This is a genomic window from Nibricoccus aquaticus (genome assembly GCF_002310495.1).
Taxonomy (GTDB): domain Bacteria; phylum Verrucomicrobiota; class Verrucomicrobiia; order Opitutales; family Opitutaceae; genus Nibricoccus; species Nibricoccus aquaticus.
Genome location: NZ_CP023344.1, coordinates 147,353 through 162,977, shown reverse-complemented (window position 1 = coordinate 162,977; position 15,625 = coordinate 147,353). Strand labels below are relative to the sequence as shown.

Here is a 15,625-nt window from a genome sequence, read left to right as displayed (position 1 = left end):
TTATCGCAGGAAAATAGCCGCGGTCAGGATCAGAATAGGCAGCAATACGGGCAGGCTGTAGCGGAGGATGTAGCCGAAGAAGGATGGGACTTTGACGCCTGCTGACTCGGCGATGGATTTGACCATGAAGTTTGGACCGTTGCCGATATAGGTCATCGCGCCGAAGAAGACCGCGCCAAGGCTGACGGCGATAACCAGTGACGGATGTGCGGCTAGAAATGCCTGCATGGCGGCGGGGGTGTCATCCACGACTCCACTGGTGGCGGTGCTGACCTGAGCGAGTTTAAGGAAGTTCAGGTAGGTCGGGGCGTTGTCGAGGACGGCGGAGAGAGAGCCTGTGGCGAAGTAGTAGTGCAGCGGCTGGGTGATGCCGAAGCCCGCACCGTGGAGTTCCAAGTAGCCGAGTGCCGGCATCATGGTCATGAAAATGCCGATGAACAGGAAGCCGACCTCTTTAATCGGGCCGAAGGTGAATTTGTTTTCTTCGTGAATGAGGCGAGGGGTCAGACGGTAGGAGGCGACGGCGGCGGCGAGCATGACGATTTCACGCAGAAACCAGCGCTCGGGCAGGAATACAGCGCCGATAATCAAGGCAAGGAAGAGAACATTGATCGAGCCATCGAAACGCCATTGTTCGGGCTGGGCCGCCTGGGTCTGAAGCGAGCGAGGGATTTTGTTGTAGCAGCGGCGGTCGATGACGAAAAAGGCGGCGAGAATCGCGCCGACGGTGAAGAGCCAGGGAAGCACTGCGCGCTCGAGCAGCCAGAAGAACGGAACTCCTCTGAGATAACCGAGAAAAAGCGGCGGGTCACCGATGGGCGTGAGGGCGCCACCAACGTTTGAGACTATGAAGATGAAGAAAACGATGTGGTACGAGCTGACCCGGACCTTGTTCATGCGGATGAACGGACGGATGAGAACCATCGAAGCGCCGGTGGTACCGACAAAGTTGGCGAGGATGGCGCCCGCGAAAAGGAAGACGGCATTTTCGAGCGGAGTGGCGCTGCCCTTGACGTTGAGATGTATCCCGCCGGCAACGACAAAGAGGGAGCCGATCAAGGCGATGAATGAAATGTACTCGTGAAGGGTGTGGAGCACGGTGTGGCCGCCGTCGGGGATTTTGAAAACATAGTAGGCGGCAACAAGGAGACCGAGGCCGACTGCGACGTAAGCGTAGCGATGTTCCCACCAGTGTTTCACTCTGTCCGGAGAGAGCGGCATGACAGCGATCAGCAGCAGCAGCAGACCGAAGGGAATGATGAGCAGGGGAGGGATTTCCGCTAGATGAGCAGGCATGGTGACGACAGGGTTCAAATCGACGTCCCGATGCAGCGCTTATGCTTAGAGTCCGGCGAACCAATAGAATGCTGATCGGAGGTTTATAAGGACGACCTGCCTTTGGCATACACTGTGCTTTTTGTCCGCGCCCGGCATTAGCGCCCGGCTTCTTCCGCATACGCCAACCCACAACACCTGAAAGATACTATGAAGCTAAGGTTCCAGCCCTCGTCCGGGCTCCTCAAAATGGCAGGCGCACTCGCGGCGCTTGCGGTCGTCGCACCCCTCGTCGCGCAAGATGCGCCCAAATACGCCGATGTGGCCGCCTTTCAGGCGTCCCCAGAGTACACGCTCTTCACGGTCAATAACGTGTGGATGATGGTGGCGGCGTCCTTGGTTTTTTTCATGAACCTGGGCTTCGCCTGTGTAGAGTCGGGGCTCACGCGCTCGAAGAACACAGCCAACATCATGTTCAAAAATACGATCGTGCCGTGCATCGGCATCCTGACGTACGCGTTTATCGGCTTTAATCTGATGTACCCAGGCGCTGATTATGCCGGGAAATGGTTCGGTTTTGCCGGGGTCGGGATCGGCGTCACGGACGAGGTCGCGAGTCTCACTAATGTTTACAATGCCGGTTACACGTACTGGACGGACTTCCTTTACCAGGCGATGTTTGCGGCGACAGCGGCGACGATCGTTTCTGGCGCGGTGGCCGAGCGTATCAAGCTGAGCTCGTTCATGGTGTTCACGGTTTTGATCGTGACGATTTCCTATCCGATCACGGGCATGTGGAAATGGGGCAACGGCTGGCTGAACACGATGGCGACGCCGTTCTACGATTTCGCAGGTTCGACTCTAGTACACTCGGTGGGTGGCTGGGGTGCGCTGGCGGGCATCATCATCCTCGGGCCGCGCATCGGCAAATATAACAAAGAGGGCAAAGTGCTTCCGATCCTCGGTCACTCGATCCCGCTCGCGACGATCGGTGTGTTCATCCTCTGGCTGGGCTGGTTCGGCTTTAATGGTGGCTCGGTGCTGTCCGCGAACCCTGGCGCAGTTTCGCTGGTGCTGGTGACGACCTCGCTGGCTGCGGCAGCTGGTGGTGTGTCATCGACGCTGACGTCGTGGTTGCTCCAGAAAAAGCCTGACGTTTCCATGGCGCTTAACGGCATCCTCGCCGGTCTGGTGGCCATCACCGCCGGTGCCGATCAAATGGGGCCGAATGAAGCGATCATCATCGGGTTGATCGGTGGCATACTCGTGGTGTTCTCGGTTTTCTTCTTCGACAAAATCAAGCTCGACGATCCTGTCGGTGCCACGTCGGTCCATCTGGTGAACGGCATCTGGGGCACACTGGCAGTCGGTCTCTTTGGAAAGCTCGCTGGCGGTGCCCAGCTGATGTCGCAGCTTAAGGGTATCGTCGCCATCGGGGCGTTCACGTTTATCTTCTGTTTCGTGTCCTTCTACGTGATCAAGATCGTCATGGGTCTGCGGGTCAGCGCCGAAGAGGAGATCGAGGGTCTCGATGTCGGCGAGCATGGCAACGAGGCGTATCCCGACTTCACGCCCGCTCACAAATAACTTCCCTACTCGAACTATTGCCAAACTCTACTCGTGAGGCCGGTGCCCGTCAGCAGACTTGCACCGGCCTTCTGGGAAATATAATCACTCTACGAACCCTCAAAATTATCTCCGCATGAAACTCATCATCGCCATTATCAAGCCGTTCAAACTCGAGGAAGTGAAGGAAGCGCTCGCCGAGATCGGCATCGAGGGCATGACCGTCACCGAGGTCAAAGGCTTTGGCCGCCAGAAGGGCCACACCGAGATTTACCGTGGCAGCGAGTACACCGTGGATTTTCTTCCCAAGGTGAAACTCGAGATCGTCGTCAACGACGACATCGTGGCCAAGACTGTGGACACGATCGTGAAGTCCGCTAAGACGGGCAAAATCGGAGACGGCAAAGTCTTCGTGGTTGCTCTCGAAGAAGCGGTGCGCATCCGCACCGACGAGCGTGGCGACTCGGCGGTCTGAGCCGGATTTAATAATCCTCACGGCTCCGTTTTCGCAAAGCCGGCTCCTGTCCATGGGGCCGGCTTTTTATTGAGGTAGCATGGCTGGGGGGCGCGTAGGAGAGGGATGCCAGGCAGTGTGTTTGAGGGGACGGACGTGCCCGTAACGAAATTTTCGCACAAACTAGCATGAAAATACCTCATGGCATCAATGCTGCTAAAATCGTTTCCGTCATGATTCGATCCTTGCTTAAACCTACCCGTCTAGCCGCCTGGCTCTTTCTTGCGTGTTTCACCGCAGTGAGCGCCTGGGCCCAAACCGAACCGGCCGCCGCCCCTGCGGCACTGCCTGAACCGACGCTCGAACAGCGCGTCGCTGACATCGAAGCCTACTTTAACAACGCGGCCCGCACGCCCGACGTGGCCTCTAAGATCCCTGGCCCGGGCCCCGGCCACAACGCGTGGCAGATGGTGAGCACGGCGCTGGTCATCTTCATGACGATGCCCGGCCTCGCTCTTTTCTACGGCGGTCTGGTTCGCAAGAAGAACGTCCTCTCCGTGCTCGCGCAGTGCATGGGCATCGCGGGGCTCGTCACCATCTTGTGGTGGGCGATCGGTTACAGCCTGGCGTTCGGCGCCGGCAACGCGTTCATCGGTGATGGCGCGTACGCTTTCCTGAACGGCGTGAACCCTGGCGCGACCGGCGCGGGTTACTGGTGGATCAGCGATACGATGTGGGCGATGTTCCAGCTCTCGTTCGCCATCATCACGCCGGCGCTGATCGTCGGCGCGATCGCCGAGCGCATGAAGTTCCTCGCGGTACTCGCATTCGTCGCGATCTGGATGTTCGTGGTTTATTTCCCCTTCGCCCACATGGTCTGGTCCACGACTGGATTCATGAGCGGCATCCTCAATGCGAACGCCACGATCAAGGCGATCGACTTCGCTGGTGGCACGGTGGTCCACATGACCTCCGGCTGGTCTGCGCTTGTTCTCTGTATCATCCTTGGGCCACGTATCGGCTACGGCAAAGAGAAGATGGCGCCGCACTCGATGGTGCTCTGTATGGTCGGCACCGGCATGCTCTGGGTGGGGTGGTACGGCTTTAACGCCGGTTCCGCGCTCGGCGCTGACGCGATCGCATCGAACGCATTCGCCACCACGACGATTGCCGCCGCTGTCGGTGGCTTTGTCTGGGCCATGACTGAATGGATCACTCGTGGTCATGCGTCGGTTCTCGGTTTTTGCTCGGGTATCGTCGCCGGTCTGGTGGTGATCACTCCTTGCGCTGGTTTTGTGAGTGTCTCCTCCGCGGTCATCATCGGCGTGCTTGCCGGTATCATCCCGTATCTCGCAGTCGCTTACTTGAAGAATAAGCTCGGTTACGACGACGCGCTCGACACGTTCGGCGTCCACGGCGTGGGCGGCACCCTCGGTGCAATCCTCACCGGCGTGTTTGCCGACGAAAAAATCAACTCGGTGGTCGGTCCTCTCAAGGAAGGTCTCCTGATGTCCCAGTTCAAGGCGATCGGCCTGACGATCGTCTGGAGTGTGGTCGCCACGGCGATCATCGCCTTCATCGTCAAAGCCGTCATCGGCCTGCGTCCTTCGCCTGAAACCGAACGCCAGGGGCTCGACATCAACGAGCACGGCGAAGAGGGTTACGTCAACTAACCGTATTCTAGAAACCAATTCACATGAAACTCATCATTGCAGTGATCAAGCCGTTCAAACTCGAAGAGGTGAAAACCGCTCTCTCCGAAATCGGCGTCGAAGGCATGACGGTAACCGAGGTCAAGGGCTTCGGCCGCCAGAAGGGCCACACCGAAATTTACCGCGGCAGCGAGTACACGGTGGACTTTCTTCCGAAGGTGAAGCTCGAGATCGTCGTCGCTGACGACCTCGTGCCGAAGACCATCGATGCGATCGTGAAGGCGGCCAAGACCGGCAAGATCGGTGACGGCAAGGTCTTCGTGGTTCCGATCGAGGAAGCCATCCGCATTCGCACCGACGAGCGCGGCGACGCGGCGGTCTAAGTCTGGATTGAATCATTTCGACTCCGCACACGCGGCCGGCCGGTTCCGAAAGGGACCGGCCTTTTTGTCGGCGGATGGCTGGGTGATTGAAGGCGTTTGATTGTGGCGTTGAGAATCACATCGACGTGGTTTCCCGGTGGCTGGAAAAGTAACCGCATGGCCGCAGCCCTCGAAACCCTTCTTCGTCCAGTCGCGTTTGTACGGACTCCGTTTGCGGAGAAGTTTGGCGTGCCGAGGCAGAGCGGGTTGGTGCCGGCGGCGGAAGGGCGCGTGGAGTTTTTGCCGGAGTTTGCCGCGCCGGAATTCATGCGCGGGCTGGAGGCGTTTTCGCATGTGTGGTTGGTCACCGGGTTTCACAAAAATCCTCCGTGGAGTGGCAGCGCGGTCGTACGCCCGCCGAGATTGGGTGGGAATGAGAAAGTCGGCGTATTTGCTTCCCGGGCACCGAACCGGCCGAACGGGCTCGGGCTTTCGCTGGTGAAAATCGTAGCGATCGAGCCGGGTGTGCTGCGCGTGGCCGGGATCGACTGCGTGGACGGGACGCCGGTGTATGACGTGAAGCCGTATCTGCCGTGGTGTGAGGCGTTGCCGGAGGCGCGGGCGGATTGGGCGAACTCACCGCCGCCGATCAGTGAAGCGACGCAGGTGATCATCGCGGCGGAATTCGCGGAGCTGTTGGGAGAAGAGACGACGCAATTACTTCGGGAGGTGCTGCGACTCGAACTCGCGCCTGCTTATGTCGATTTGGAAAAGCAGCCCCGGGATTATGGTCTGGCGATTGCGGGCTGGAATGTACGCTGGCGCATGGGCGAAGGCGGTGTGCGGGAGGTTTTAGAAATTCGAAAAATCTGAATTTTTAAGCACAGAGACACAGAGGGCACAGAGAATAGAGACGGAGTGAAGCATTCGGTCTTTCTCTGTGCCCTCTGTGTCTCTGTGGTTCTGTGGTTCTATTATCTGAGTTTGAAAATAAAAAGGCCGCCCGTGTGAACGGGCGACCTTGAGAGAGGGAAGCGATGCGCGGGCGCTTACGGCTTGGCCGGAGTGGCCAACGTTGCTGGAGCCGCGGGCTTCTTCACGGGGAGGGCGCGGGTGGCGACTTCCTGTTTCACGCGTTCGAGATAGTCGGCGAAGGGCATGACGCCTTCGTCGCCTTTCGCGCGGCTGCGGACGCTCACGGATTTCACTTCGGCTTCTTTCTGGCCGAGGACGAGCGTGTACGGAACCTTGTCGATTTCGCCGCGGCGGATTTTGGCGCCGAGTTTGTCGCTGTGTTCGTCGAGCGTGGCGCGGAGACCGGCGGCGCGGAGTTGGGCGAGGAGGTCGCGGCCGTAGTCGATGACTTTCTCGCTGATCGGCACGAGGCGGATTTGCTCGGGCGCGAGCCAGACGGGGAAGTCGCCGTTGAAGTGCTCGATCAAGACGCCGCAGAAACGCTCCATCGAGCCGAAGGGCGCGCGGTGGATCATCACGGGGCGGTGCGCGGTGTTGTCGGCGCCGATGTAGGAGAGGTCGAAGCGGACGGGGAGGTTGTAGTCGACCTGTACGGTGCCGAGCTGCCATTCACGGCCGATGACGTCTTTGATGACGAAGTCGATCTTCGGGCCGTAAAACGCGGCTTCGCCGGGCTCTTCGGTGAAAGGAACGCCGAGGGTTTTCGCGGCTTCGCGGCAGGCGTTCTCGGCTTTGTCCCAGTTTTCGGCGGTGCCGGTGTATTTGTTGGAATCTGGATCGCGCAGGCCGACGCGCACGCGGTAGTCGGCCATGCCGAGCGTGGTGAGGACGGTTTTCACGAGCGAGAGACAGCCTTGAATTTCGGCGGAGACTTGTTCCTCGGTGCAGAAGAGGTGGGCGTCGTCCTGCGTGAAGCCGCGGACGCGGGTCATGCCGTTGAGCTCGCCGGATTGTTCCCAGCGGTAAACGGTGCCGAACTCAGCGAGGCGGACGGGGAGATCGCGGTAGCTGTGCGGCTGCGACGCGAAGATCTTGATGTGATGCGGGCAGTTCATCGGCTTCAGCATGAAGCCGTCGAGGAGCTTGGTGGCGTCCATCACGCGATCCTGGCCGATCATTTCTTTGCCGACGCGGGTGTTGAGCTGGTCGGCGAATTGCGAGGAAACGGCTTCGAGGCGCGCAGTGAGTTCGGCGCAGCCGCAGCCGTCGGCCGACATTTTTGCGAGGGCGTCGGGCTCGGCGAACGCGGGGAACTGCGACTCCTTGTAGTAGGGGAAGTGGCCCGAGGTTTTGTAGAGCGAGAGTTTGCCGATGTGCGGCGTGAAGACTTGGGAGTAACCCTGTTTGCGGAGCTCGCCGCCGATGAAGTCCTGCAACTCCTGGCGGATGATGGAGCCGTTGGGCGTCCAGAGGATGAGGCCCTGGCCGACGTCTTCGTCGATGTGGAAGAGCTTCAGCTCGCGGCCGAGTTTGCGGTGGTCGCGGGCCTTGGCCTGTTCCTGGCGCTCGAGGTATTGCGCGAGTTCTTCCTTGGTCGGAAACGCGGTGCCGTAGATGCGCTGGAGCTGTTTGTTTTTCTCGTCGCCGCGGTGATAGGCGCCCGCGATGGAGAGGAGTTTGAAGGCTTTGAATTTCGCCGTGTAGCGGAGGTGCGTGCCGGCGCAGAGGTCCATGAACTCGCCGTTCTGGTAGAAGGAGATTTTTTCGCCTTCGGGAATGTCGGCGAGACGGCCGAGTTTGTAGCGTTCCTGGCCGCGGGACTTGATGATCTCGATGGCTTCTTCGCGGGAAACTTCCTTGCGGAGGAACGGCTGATTTTCCTCGGCGATTTTTTTCATTTCGGCTTCTAGCTTGATGAGGTCGTCGGCCGTGAATTTGTGCTCGAGGTCGATGTCGTAGTAGAAACCGGTGTCGGTCGGAGGTCCGATGTCTAGTTTCGCGTCTGGAAAGAGGCGAAGGACGGCGGTCGCGAGGATGTGCGAACCGGAGTGGCGGAGTTCTTCGAGCGGAGTCATCGACATGGGAGGAGTTGGTTGTGGTCCTGCGTACGGTTGCAGGGCCGGAGAGAAGAACAGAGGGGAGAATCGCGGGGAGGCCAAGACGTAAAGACGGCATTTTAGGCGAGGAAGGGCAGGTCCAGCTGAGGTTGACTGACTTCTTGAGCAGTTCGATTGACCACTTCCGGCTTGTCGTCGAAAACGCGGATCGGATGCTCGCGCGATGCTGAGTCTGCGTAGGTTGCTGCCAACACATGATCGGCAGGACCGGACGTTTGAAGGACGTACGCGGGACTGGCGATTGGCTGCGACCTTTTGGATGCTGATGACGGCGGCGCTGCTGTCTTCGACGGAGCTTCGAGCCGAAGACGATGAGGAAAAAAGTACGCTGAGTCCCGCACAGCAGGAGCTGTCGCGGAAGTTCGCCGGAATAGCGTCGTGGGAAGGGCGTTTCACTTACGAATCCTACGGCGTGGAGAGCGGCGGCGATTGGAATAAATACACCTACACGCAGGAAGGTGCGACCTCTGGGACCTTTCGGTTGGAGGCGGATCGCGAAGGATCATTTCCCGAGCGCGGGGTGATCGTCTGGAAGGGCGATGGGAAAGCCGCCGGATCGTTGAGGTATCGCGACTCGACTTGGAATCCGCGAGGCTTTGGCAGCGAAGAAGGAATGGACGTCTCCGGCACCTGGCCGATGAGAGGGATCGAACTGACTCTCTGGATCGATAAGTCGCACGCGTTTCTCCACTCGGGGATCATCGAAGAAAAAGACTACGTGCAGACGCGCATCACCGGCCGCGCCGTCGGCGAGGTGAATCTCAGCAGCAGCAAATACGAGACGCGCTATACGACGATCGACCGGGCCACGACTTTCCATCCGATCACCTGGGGAACCTTGAGCGACGAACCAGGCATTTGGGGGCCCTTCCGCGGCGGTCCCGGCGTGGTCGTCTATAACTACGAGCAAAAGGGCGGCTACGCTTGGGGCAGGGCGGCATCGCGATCGAAGACCCAGGTGATCATGTATCCAGTTTACGACGATCTGGAGGTTGAGATCGAGGCGTCGGGTTACGACACGTGGCGGCCGGAAGGATCGATCGCGCAGACGGACAAATCGGGCAACGGGCTCGCGTTTCGCGCGCGGCTTGTGCGCAAGAGCGGCTCGGGAAAATCGATTCCCGACGTGAAGAAATTTCGCTTCGAGCTGGTCGGCACCTCACGCGAGCCGGGCGTCTGCCTGAACTGGCCTGTGGGCGCGAGGGACAGCGAGTACGATTTGAAGCTGACGGCGGCTCCAGGTTTTCGAACGGCGCAACCGTTCACCGGCGTCGGCGCGAAGATTAGCGACCAAGGACAAAAGGGAGAGCTGAAAAATCCGCCGCGCGACGACAAAGGCAGTCCGTATGCGGACATCGCGGTGGAGTCGTATGATTTTGGCGGACGCAGTGAGTTGCTCGTCGTGTGCGAACTCGAGGACGGGCGTGAACTCATCGGCAAGTTGAAGGGCGCAGCCGATCCTGCCGTGCGTCTACCGAAACGCGCAGCGGGTGACTGGGTGGCGCAGAGCTGGCGTGACGCGCACGGCGTTAAAGCGCTCTCTGCCGGCGACGACGAAGAGAAAGTCGCGGGCCAGCCGCTGAATGGCGACGGCTTCACGCTTTACGAAGAATATCGAGGCTGGGCGATCGGTGGGAAACACTACGAAGGCGATCCGAAGCGGAAGGATTTTTTTGTGCGCAACTACATCGGTCGTCCGGCGGAGGCGGGAATCGCGCTATTTAGCAGCGTGACGCAGATTCGCGTGCAGCACCGGCAGACGGATCAGGAATTCAATCTGTCGCGCGTGATGAACCTGAATCACCGCGACGCTCCGCATCGTGTCGATCAGCACTGCGTGGTGATGTTTAACGCCGAGGGCACGGGCAGCTCGGGCGGGCGCACGCACGCGATTAAGGGTGTCGGTGCGGGACAGCGCTGGCGGCCGAAAGACGTTCAGAACATCACGGTCGAGATGCCCGGCGTGACGGACGGAATTTTTTCCGCGGGCCGCAGCGTGGGCCGGTACAATCTCAGCGACGCCGATGCGCGGCAGGCCTACGCGCGTGGTATCGCTCATGAACTGCTCCACGCGGTCGGCGTCGAGCATCACGGTGAAGGCGAGGATGTGAACGAGTTCTATTTTCAGGCGGCGAGCGATCCCAACAACCCGACGCACCATGTGCGCTTTTGCACGCGTTCGCCTTTCATCTCCGATTTCGATCTGCGCCTGCCCTCTAGCGGCAAGCCTTACAGTCTCGATCGTGGCCGCACGATCACGCTGCTCTGGGAAGACACCGGACGGGATATCGCCGAGGAGATGGCTCCGGCGTTTGAACGCGCCTTGGCCGCGGAACGTGCGCACCGCGCGGCTCATCCGCCGTCGGCTGATGCAGGAGAACGCGCCTCGCGCTTTTCCCATTATGGAAAGTCGGCGGAGTATTGGCGCGAGTCGGCGGTTTATGACGATGTGGCTCGTGGCATGACCGAAGCCGGGTTCGAGGCATTCCGCGAAAAAGGAAAATTTCCCGGATTCTCGCGCTCTGTGACGATCGGCAAACTCGGGCAGGCGGACTCCGGTCACGAGTCGTGTCTGATGCGGTACTATTTCGCGAACGCTTATCCGGTCGCGGGCAAGACCGACACGTATTATGTGGTGCGCGGTGGCCAGAATCACGTGGGCAATCTGCTTTGCCAGAGCCCTGTTGGCACCGGTGCGAACGACGCGGGTCATCAACCGCAACCGCGTTTCGGCGACGCTTCGGGCGGCAACGGAAACTGCCTGTCGCAGGTCTGCCCCAACGACGCCATCCCTCCACACTGATGACCGCGCGCTTCCAACGTCTTTTGCTGATCGGACTCGCTGTCATAGCGGCGGGCATGACGACTGCGCGTGCTGGAACGGCGCAAATCAACGCGTGGCTAATCGGCGCCGGACGCGCACAAGTGATCGCAGGCCAGCCGCTTCGCATCGGTGTCGAAATCGCACCGGCGGAAAACAGCAACGAGCCTGTCTCTATTGTGGCGCGCGGCGACGATTGGCGGAGGGATGTGTCAGTTGAGCTTTCGCCTGATGCTGGAGGCAGCGCAGTCGCCGCGCAGGCAAACGGCGCCGGTGGACAAAAACAGATCACCGCGACCGCGGAAAATCCGGTGAGCGGGCTTTGGTGGATACCGGCGGCTACGACGGAGAAACTAGCTCCTGGGAAATATTCGCTGCGCGTGCGCTGGAGCGGTGCACCTACACCTGAACCGCTCGCACTGGAAATTTTGCCCGCAGCGACGGCGCAAGATCCCATGGAGCGCGTGCTCGCGCTCGCGTACGATGATGTGCTTGGTGGTCGTCCTGAGGCTGCGGCGCTACGCGTGGATGCGGTGCTGACGGCGAATGCGGACAATATCGATCTGCTGACATTTCGCGGTTTGTTATGCCTGAGTGCAAGTGATCCCGTTTCGGCAAAGGCGTGTCTGGTTCGCGCGCAGGCGCTCGCTGCGAGTATCGAGGGTGTGGAGCCGTCAGTGACGTTGTATGAATTGCGCCGACGCCTGGATGCGCCGGATGACGCGACTGTTTCGTCGGCTGTGGGTGGAGGTGACGCGAGCGCGATTCCTGCCTGGTCGCGCCCGCCTGAGTCGGTGTTTCGGTCTCGGGAATTGGCGACGGCTTCTGCGATCTCACCAGCAGTCGCGCCAACTGCGGCATCTGCAGCAAACGCGACGTCGCCTGCTCCGACTGCGGTCACGAACAGCGCGAGTTCAACGGCAGAAAAAATCACGGTTCCGGGTTCAACCGCTTCTAAACCCGTGAGTGTCGGAAACGCACCGACAGCTCCATCATCTGTGATTGCTTCGACCACCCCGCAGGCAGCGAAGGCTGAGCTTGCTTCGTACGCCTCCGTGGAAACCGGCGTCATCGTTCCGCCCGCGGATCTGGCGGAGGCATCCATTCGTTCAGAGTCTCGCGGCCAATGGGCGACGGGGGCGAAAGCGAGTTCTGAATATGGCTCGCCGGGTTATGCGGCTATGCAGGCCATGGGTGCTCCGAACGTGGCTGAGGGCGGCGACAATACGTCGGCGTGGTGCCCGGGCAGCTCGGCGAAAGGGTTGCAGTGGATCGAACTCACCTATTCGAAGCCGGTGCACGCCACTGAGGTTCGTGTGCGGCAGAGCTACAATCCCGGTGCCGTCGTGAAGATAGAAGCGATCGATACGGATGGCGGCACGCATCTCTGGTGGAGCGGTATCGACCCGGCGCGTCCGCCGGGTGCGCTCAATGCGATCGCGTGGTTCAGCGTGCGCGTGCCACGCACGGCTTATCGCGTCGCCACTGTGCGCGTGACGCTCGATATCGACGCCGTCGCAAGCTGGCAGGAGGTCGACGCGGTGCAGTTAGTGGGCGAAGAGTAGTCGCTCGCTAGAAGTCGCACTCTGAATCGGGTGAGGAGGTCGGTTTTGTGCCGGCCATGGACGACACGGAGGTCGTCCCTCCAACGGATGCCATCGTTTAGTTTGAAGGGCTCTAGTGATTTTTCGCTGCGCGTTTTTGTGCGATGGCTGCCACGACGGCAGTGATGCCGGAAACAATCACCACTAACAAAGCAGGTGCGACGATGCCGGCGATGTCTTCGTCTTTTCGAGAGGCGAGGATCATCAAGCCGACGATACCAGCTATCATGAGCAGGCAGACGGAAAAGGCGGTGAGCTTGATCCGCTTCAAGGCTTGGGCTGAAAGGCCGGAGCCGGCGACGTTGGTTTGACGAGGTGAGGATGTCATGGCTCAGGTTCGCTCGAGTAGATGAAGTCGGCATGAAGTCATCGTGAAATCGGAGGGAATTCGGCAACGAGCTGAAGTTGATAGCTAACAGTGATGCTAACCGAAAAGTCATAGACTATGACCCCGCATCAGCTTGGCGACTGCAGTCAAAAAGACTACTGTTGAAGAATGAGTTCTACGCCGGAAAAAATTACTAAGATCGAAGCCGCCAGACGTCAGCTTAAGCATGCCCTTGAACTATATTTCGAGCATGGCGATCCGCTCATTGTGTACGTCCTTGCCAGCGCTGCTCATCAAGTTGTCCATGATCTGTTGGAGCATGCTGGAAAAACCTCTGTTTTCTTCGGCAGTGAAGTAATCAAACCAGAGCACAGGAACAGCGTAGCCACATTTTTAAGGAAGCCATACAGCTTTACCAAGCACGCGGATCGAAAGGGAGATCCAGATGCAGTGTTAGATTTTGAGCCGAGACTCGCCGAGCATTGGTTGTTTGCGACGGTTTTCGGCATTAAAGATCTTGGACTTGAGCCGACCGATTTAGAGGCATCGTTTGTCTGGTGGTGGACGATTTTGTATCCCGACACTGTTAGCGATGCATCTCCAGTGAAGGCTATTGTATCGAAGCGTACACCGGAACAAATAAATGAAATTCGCGAAAAGGGCCGACGCGGATGGCCGCAAGTATATGCAGCTACCATGAAGCAGGGCCGCTCAGTGTCTGGACTGGAGATCAAGTGGAAGCTTCAATCGGGCGCTTGAGAGTCTCGAAGAACCCCGTGTTTTATACGGGAAACTGCCTCATACGACCTGTCGCTACCGTTTATTGGCGGTGGCGGGATTGGCTCGGGTGAATTCCGTTATTTTTTCACAGGCTCGAGCGAGTAGCCGTCTTTGCGGTCGAGCATGGTCCAGCCGGTGGCGGTGATTTCGGCGCGGAGGGCGTCGGCGGCTTTGAAGTCTTTGGCGGCTTTGGCGGCCCAGCGTTTTTCGGCGAGGGCGGTGACTTCGGCGGGGGCTGCGGCTTTCACTGCTGTGGCATTGGCGTAAGAAGCCGAAAATGATGCTCCGTATGCCGAGGCTGGAACGGCGTTACCTTCCAGCAAAGACAACCCTAGCACTCTTAAAATTAGATCGAATGATTGCAGGTAGGATGCTGCATGCGCCGCTTCAAGATCGGCACCATCATTGATGATTTTGAATAGAACGCCCAACGCTGAAGGTGTGTTTAAGTCGTCTCTGAGCGCATCTAGTACAAAACCGAAATCGTTGGGTACGGGTTGAGGAGTGGCGTCGCGAGCTGCTCGCGAAAGAACTGAACGAAACTTACCTAATCTTGTTAGAGCGCTTTCGGCGGCGTGGAGTTGATCGAGGGTGAAGTTGAGTTGTTTGCGCGGGTGGCCGGCGAGGAGGGCGTAGCGGAGGGCCATGGGGCTCACGCCTTTGGCTTTGAGGTCGTCGAGGGTGTAGAGGTTGCCGAGCGATTTGCTCATCTTCTTGCCGTCAACGAGGAGGTGTTCGCTGTGGTACCAGTGGTTCGCGAAGGTCGTGCCGTTGCAGCACTGGCTTTGGGCGATTTCGTTTTCGTGGTGGGGGAAGAGCAGGTCGACGCCGCCGGTGTGGAGGTCGATGGTGTCGCCGAGGATGGCTTTGCTCATGGCGCTGCACTCGATGTGCCAGCCGGGGCGGCCTTCGCTGGCGCCGCGCGGGCCGGGCCATTTGTTGGGGCCGTCTTCGGCTTTCCAGGCTTTCCAGAGCGCGAAGTCGGACATGTCTTCTTTTTCGTCGGCGTCGGCGGCCTGCGATTTTCCGGCGAGGGCGGAGCCGAGCTGGAGTTCGCGCTCCTTGACGCGGGAGAGCGCGCCGTAGCCCTCGAATGAGGACACTTTGAAATACACGGAGCCGTCGGCGGCGCGGTAGGCGTTTCCTTTCTCCATCAAGACCTCGATCATGTTTACCTGCTCGCGCATGTAGCGCGGGTCGGTGGCGGCGGGTTCGACGTGGGGGCGGAGGCAGTTGAGGGCGTCGCAGTCGGCGTGGAATTTGTCGGTCCACTGTTTGGTGACTTCGGCGAGCGGGCGGTTTTCTTCGCGGGCGCGGCGGATGGTCTTGTCGTCGACGTCGGTGAGGTTGCGGACGTGTTTCACTTTATCGGGGCCGAACTCGAGTTCGAGGAGGCGGCGGAGGACGTCGTTGACGACGAAGGTGCGGAAATTGCCGATGTGGGCGGGGGCGTAGACAGTCGGGCCGCAGTTATAGAAGCGGAAGACGCCGTCGGCGTGCGAGGGGGCGAGAACCTTGGGCTGGCGGGTCAGCGAGTCGTGGAGCGTGATCGGCATGAGCGGAGGGACGAAGCAGAACGAAAAGCGCGGAGGAGGAAAGGCTCAAGCGCGCGGGTGAAGAGGGTGGGATGGACGGAGTTTGGACAGGATTAAGAGGATGAACAGGATTGGAGACGCTGAGATGGAAAGCCGACCGGCGCTCCCAGGTAGCGGAGAAGGGGAGCGCATTAAAAACAATTTGGCGGGAGCCGC

Annotated in this window: 12 protein-coding genes; 8 read left to right on the top strand and 4 right to left on the bottom strand. The window is 59.5% G+C overall.

Features of this window, described 5'->3' with window-relative positions:
- Complete coding sequence (locus CMV30_RS00695) at positions 1-1,296, bottom strand: sodium:proton antiporter (protein WP_096057540.1); 1,296 nt, start codon at positions 1,294-1,296, stop codon at positions 1-3.
- A 228-nt stretch (positions 1,297-1,524) separates the two neighbouring features.
- On the opposite strand from CMV30_RS00695, the gene CMV30_RS00690 reads away from it, so the two are divergent.
- The 5 genes from CMV30_RS00690 (at position 1,525) to tsaA (ending at position 6,182) form a co-directional block, all read left to right on the top strand.
- On the top strand, positions 1,525-2,862 hold the full coding sequence (locus tag CMV30_RS00690; RefSeq protein ID WP_096057539.1) for an ammonium transporter: 1,338 nt from the start codon (positions 1,525-1,527) through the stop codon (positions 2,860-2,862).
- Positions 2,863-2,977: 115 nt separating this feature from the next.
- Positions 2,978-3,316 carry a P-II family nitrogen regulator gene (locus CMV30_RS00685; RefSeq protein ID WP_096054240.1) on the top strand — a complete coding sequence of 113 codons (339 nt, stop codon included), beginning with the start codon at positions 2,978-2,980 and terminating at the stop codon, positions 3,314-3,316.
- A 212-nt stretch (positions 3,317-3,528) separates the two neighbouring features.
- Positions 3,529-4,968, top strand: coding sequence for an ammonium transporter (locus CMV30_RS00680; protein ID WP_096057538.1), 1,440 nt, complete (start codon positions 3,529-3,531; stop codon positions 4,966-4,968).
- 23 nt (positions 4,969-4,991) lie between these two features.
- Positions 4,992-5,330: a P-II family nitrogen regulator gene (locus CMV30_RS00675; protein WP_096054239.1), complete on the top strand. Its 339-nt coding sequence runs from the start codon at positions 4,992-4,994 to the stop codon at positions 5,328-5,330.
- A 156-nt stretch (positions 5,331-5,486) separates the two neighbouring features.
- Entirely contained in the window at positions 5,487-6,182 is a 696-nt protein-coding gene (gene tsaA / locus CMV30_RS00670) for a tRNA (N6-threonylcarbamoyladenosine(37)-N6)-methyltransferase TrmO (RefSeq protein WP_096054238.1), read from the top strand.
- Between the two features lie 176 nt (positions 6,183-6,358).
- Here the strand turns inward: tsaA and thrS are convergent, their stop codons facing one another.
- Positions 6,359-8,305, bottom strand: coding sequence for a threonine--tRNA ligase (gene thrS, locus CMV30_RS00665; RefSeq protein ID WP_096054237.1), 1,947 nt, complete (start codon positions 8,303-8,305; stop codon positions 6,359-6,361).
- A 277-nt stretch (positions 8,306-8,582) separates the two neighbouring features.
- On the opposite strand from thrS, the gene CMV30_RS00660 reads away from it, so the two are divergent.
- Both CMV30_RS00660 and CMV30_RS00655 read left to right on the top strand, forming a co-directional pair.
- Positions 8,583-11,144 (top strand): zinc metalloprotease, encoded by a 2,562-nt coding sequence (locus CMV30_RS00660; protein WP_138223056.1) that lies wholly within the window; start codon positions 8,583-8,585, stop codon positions 11,142-11,144.
- Positions 11,144-12,727 carry a hypothetical protein gene (locus tag CMV30_RS00655; RefSeq protein WP_096054235.1) on the top strand — a complete coding sequence of 528 codons (1,584 nt, stop codon included), beginning with the start codon at positions 11,144-11,146 and terminating at the stop codon, positions 12,725-12,727. Before CMV30_RS00660 ends, CMV30_RS00655 begins: the two co-directional genes overlap by 1 nt.
- A 112-nt stretch (positions 12,728-12,839) precedes the next feature.
- Here the strand turns inward: CMV30_RS00655 and CMV30_RS00650 are convergent, their stop codons facing one another.
- The gene (locus CMV30_RS00650) at positions 12,840-13,094 is read right to left on the bottom strand and encodes a hypothetical protein (RefSeq protein WP_096054234.1); all 255 of its coding nucleotides are present in this window, start codon (positions 13,092-13,094) and stop codon (positions 12,840-12,842) included.
- A gap of 168 nt (positions 13,095-13,262) precedes the next feature.
- On the opposite strand from CMV30_RS00650, the gene CMV30_RS19180 reads away from it, so the two are divergent.
- Positions 13,263-13,853, top strand: a complete 591-nt coding sequence (locus tag CMV30_RS19180; RefSeq protein ID WP_138223055.1) for a hypothetical protein — start codon at positions 13,263-13,265, stop codon at positions 13,851-13,853.
- Positions 13,854-13,951: 98 nt separating this feature from the next.
- Here the strand turns inward: CMV30_RS19180 and cysS are convergent, their stop codons facing one another.
- Positions 13,952-15,430, bottom strand: coding sequence for a cysteine--tRNA ligase (cysS, locus tag CMV30_RS00645; RefSeq protein ID WP_096054233.1), 1,479 nt, complete (start codon positions 15,428-15,430; stop codon positions 13,952-13,954).
- Between the last annotated feature and the right edge of the window lie 195 nt (positions 15,431-15,625).

Coding starts and splice junctions, on each gene's coding strand:
- CMV30_RS00675 (WP_096054239.1), top strand. CDS start 4,992: ATGAAACTCATCATTGCAGTGATCAAGCCGTTCAAACTCGAAGAGGTG.
- cysS (WP_096054233.1), bottom strand. CDS start 15,430: ATGCCGATCACGCTCCACGACTCGCTGACCCGCCAGCCCAAGGTTCTC.
- CMV30_RS00685 (WP_096054240.1), top strand. CDS start 2,978: ATGAAACTCATCATCGCCATTATCAAGCCGTTCAAACTCGAGGAAGTG.
- thrS (WP_096054237.1), bottom strand. CDS start 8,305: ATGTCGATGACTCCGCTCGAAGAACTCCGCCACTCCGGTTCGCACATC.
- CMV30_RS00695 (WP_096057540.1), bottom strand. CDS start 1,296: ATGCCTGCTCATCTAGCGGAAATCCCTCCCCTGCTCATCATTCCCTTC.
- CMV30_RS00650 (WP_096054234.1), bottom strand. CDS start 13,094: ATGACATCCTCACCTCGTCAAACCAACGTCGCCGGCTCCGGCCTTTCA.
- CMV30_RS19180 (WP_138223055.1), top strand. CDS start 13,263: ATGAGTTCTACGCCGGAAAAAATTACTAAGATCGAAGCCGCCAGACGT.
- CMV30_RS00680 (WP_096057538.1), top strand. CDS start 3,529: ATGATTCGATCCTTGCTTAAACCTACCCGTCTAGCCGCCTGGCTCTTT.
- CMV30_RS00655 (WP_096054235.1), top strand. CDS start 11,144: ATGACCGCGCGCTTCCAACGTCTTTTGCTGATCGGACTCGCTGTCATA.
- CMV30_RS00690 (WP_096057539.1), top strand. CDS start 1,525: ATGGCAGGCGCACTCGCGGCGCTTGCGGTCGTCGCACCCCTCGTCGCG.
- tsaA (WP_096054238.1), top strand. CDS start 5,487: ATGGCCGCAGCCCTCGAAACCCTTCTTCGTCCAGTCGCGTTTGTACGG.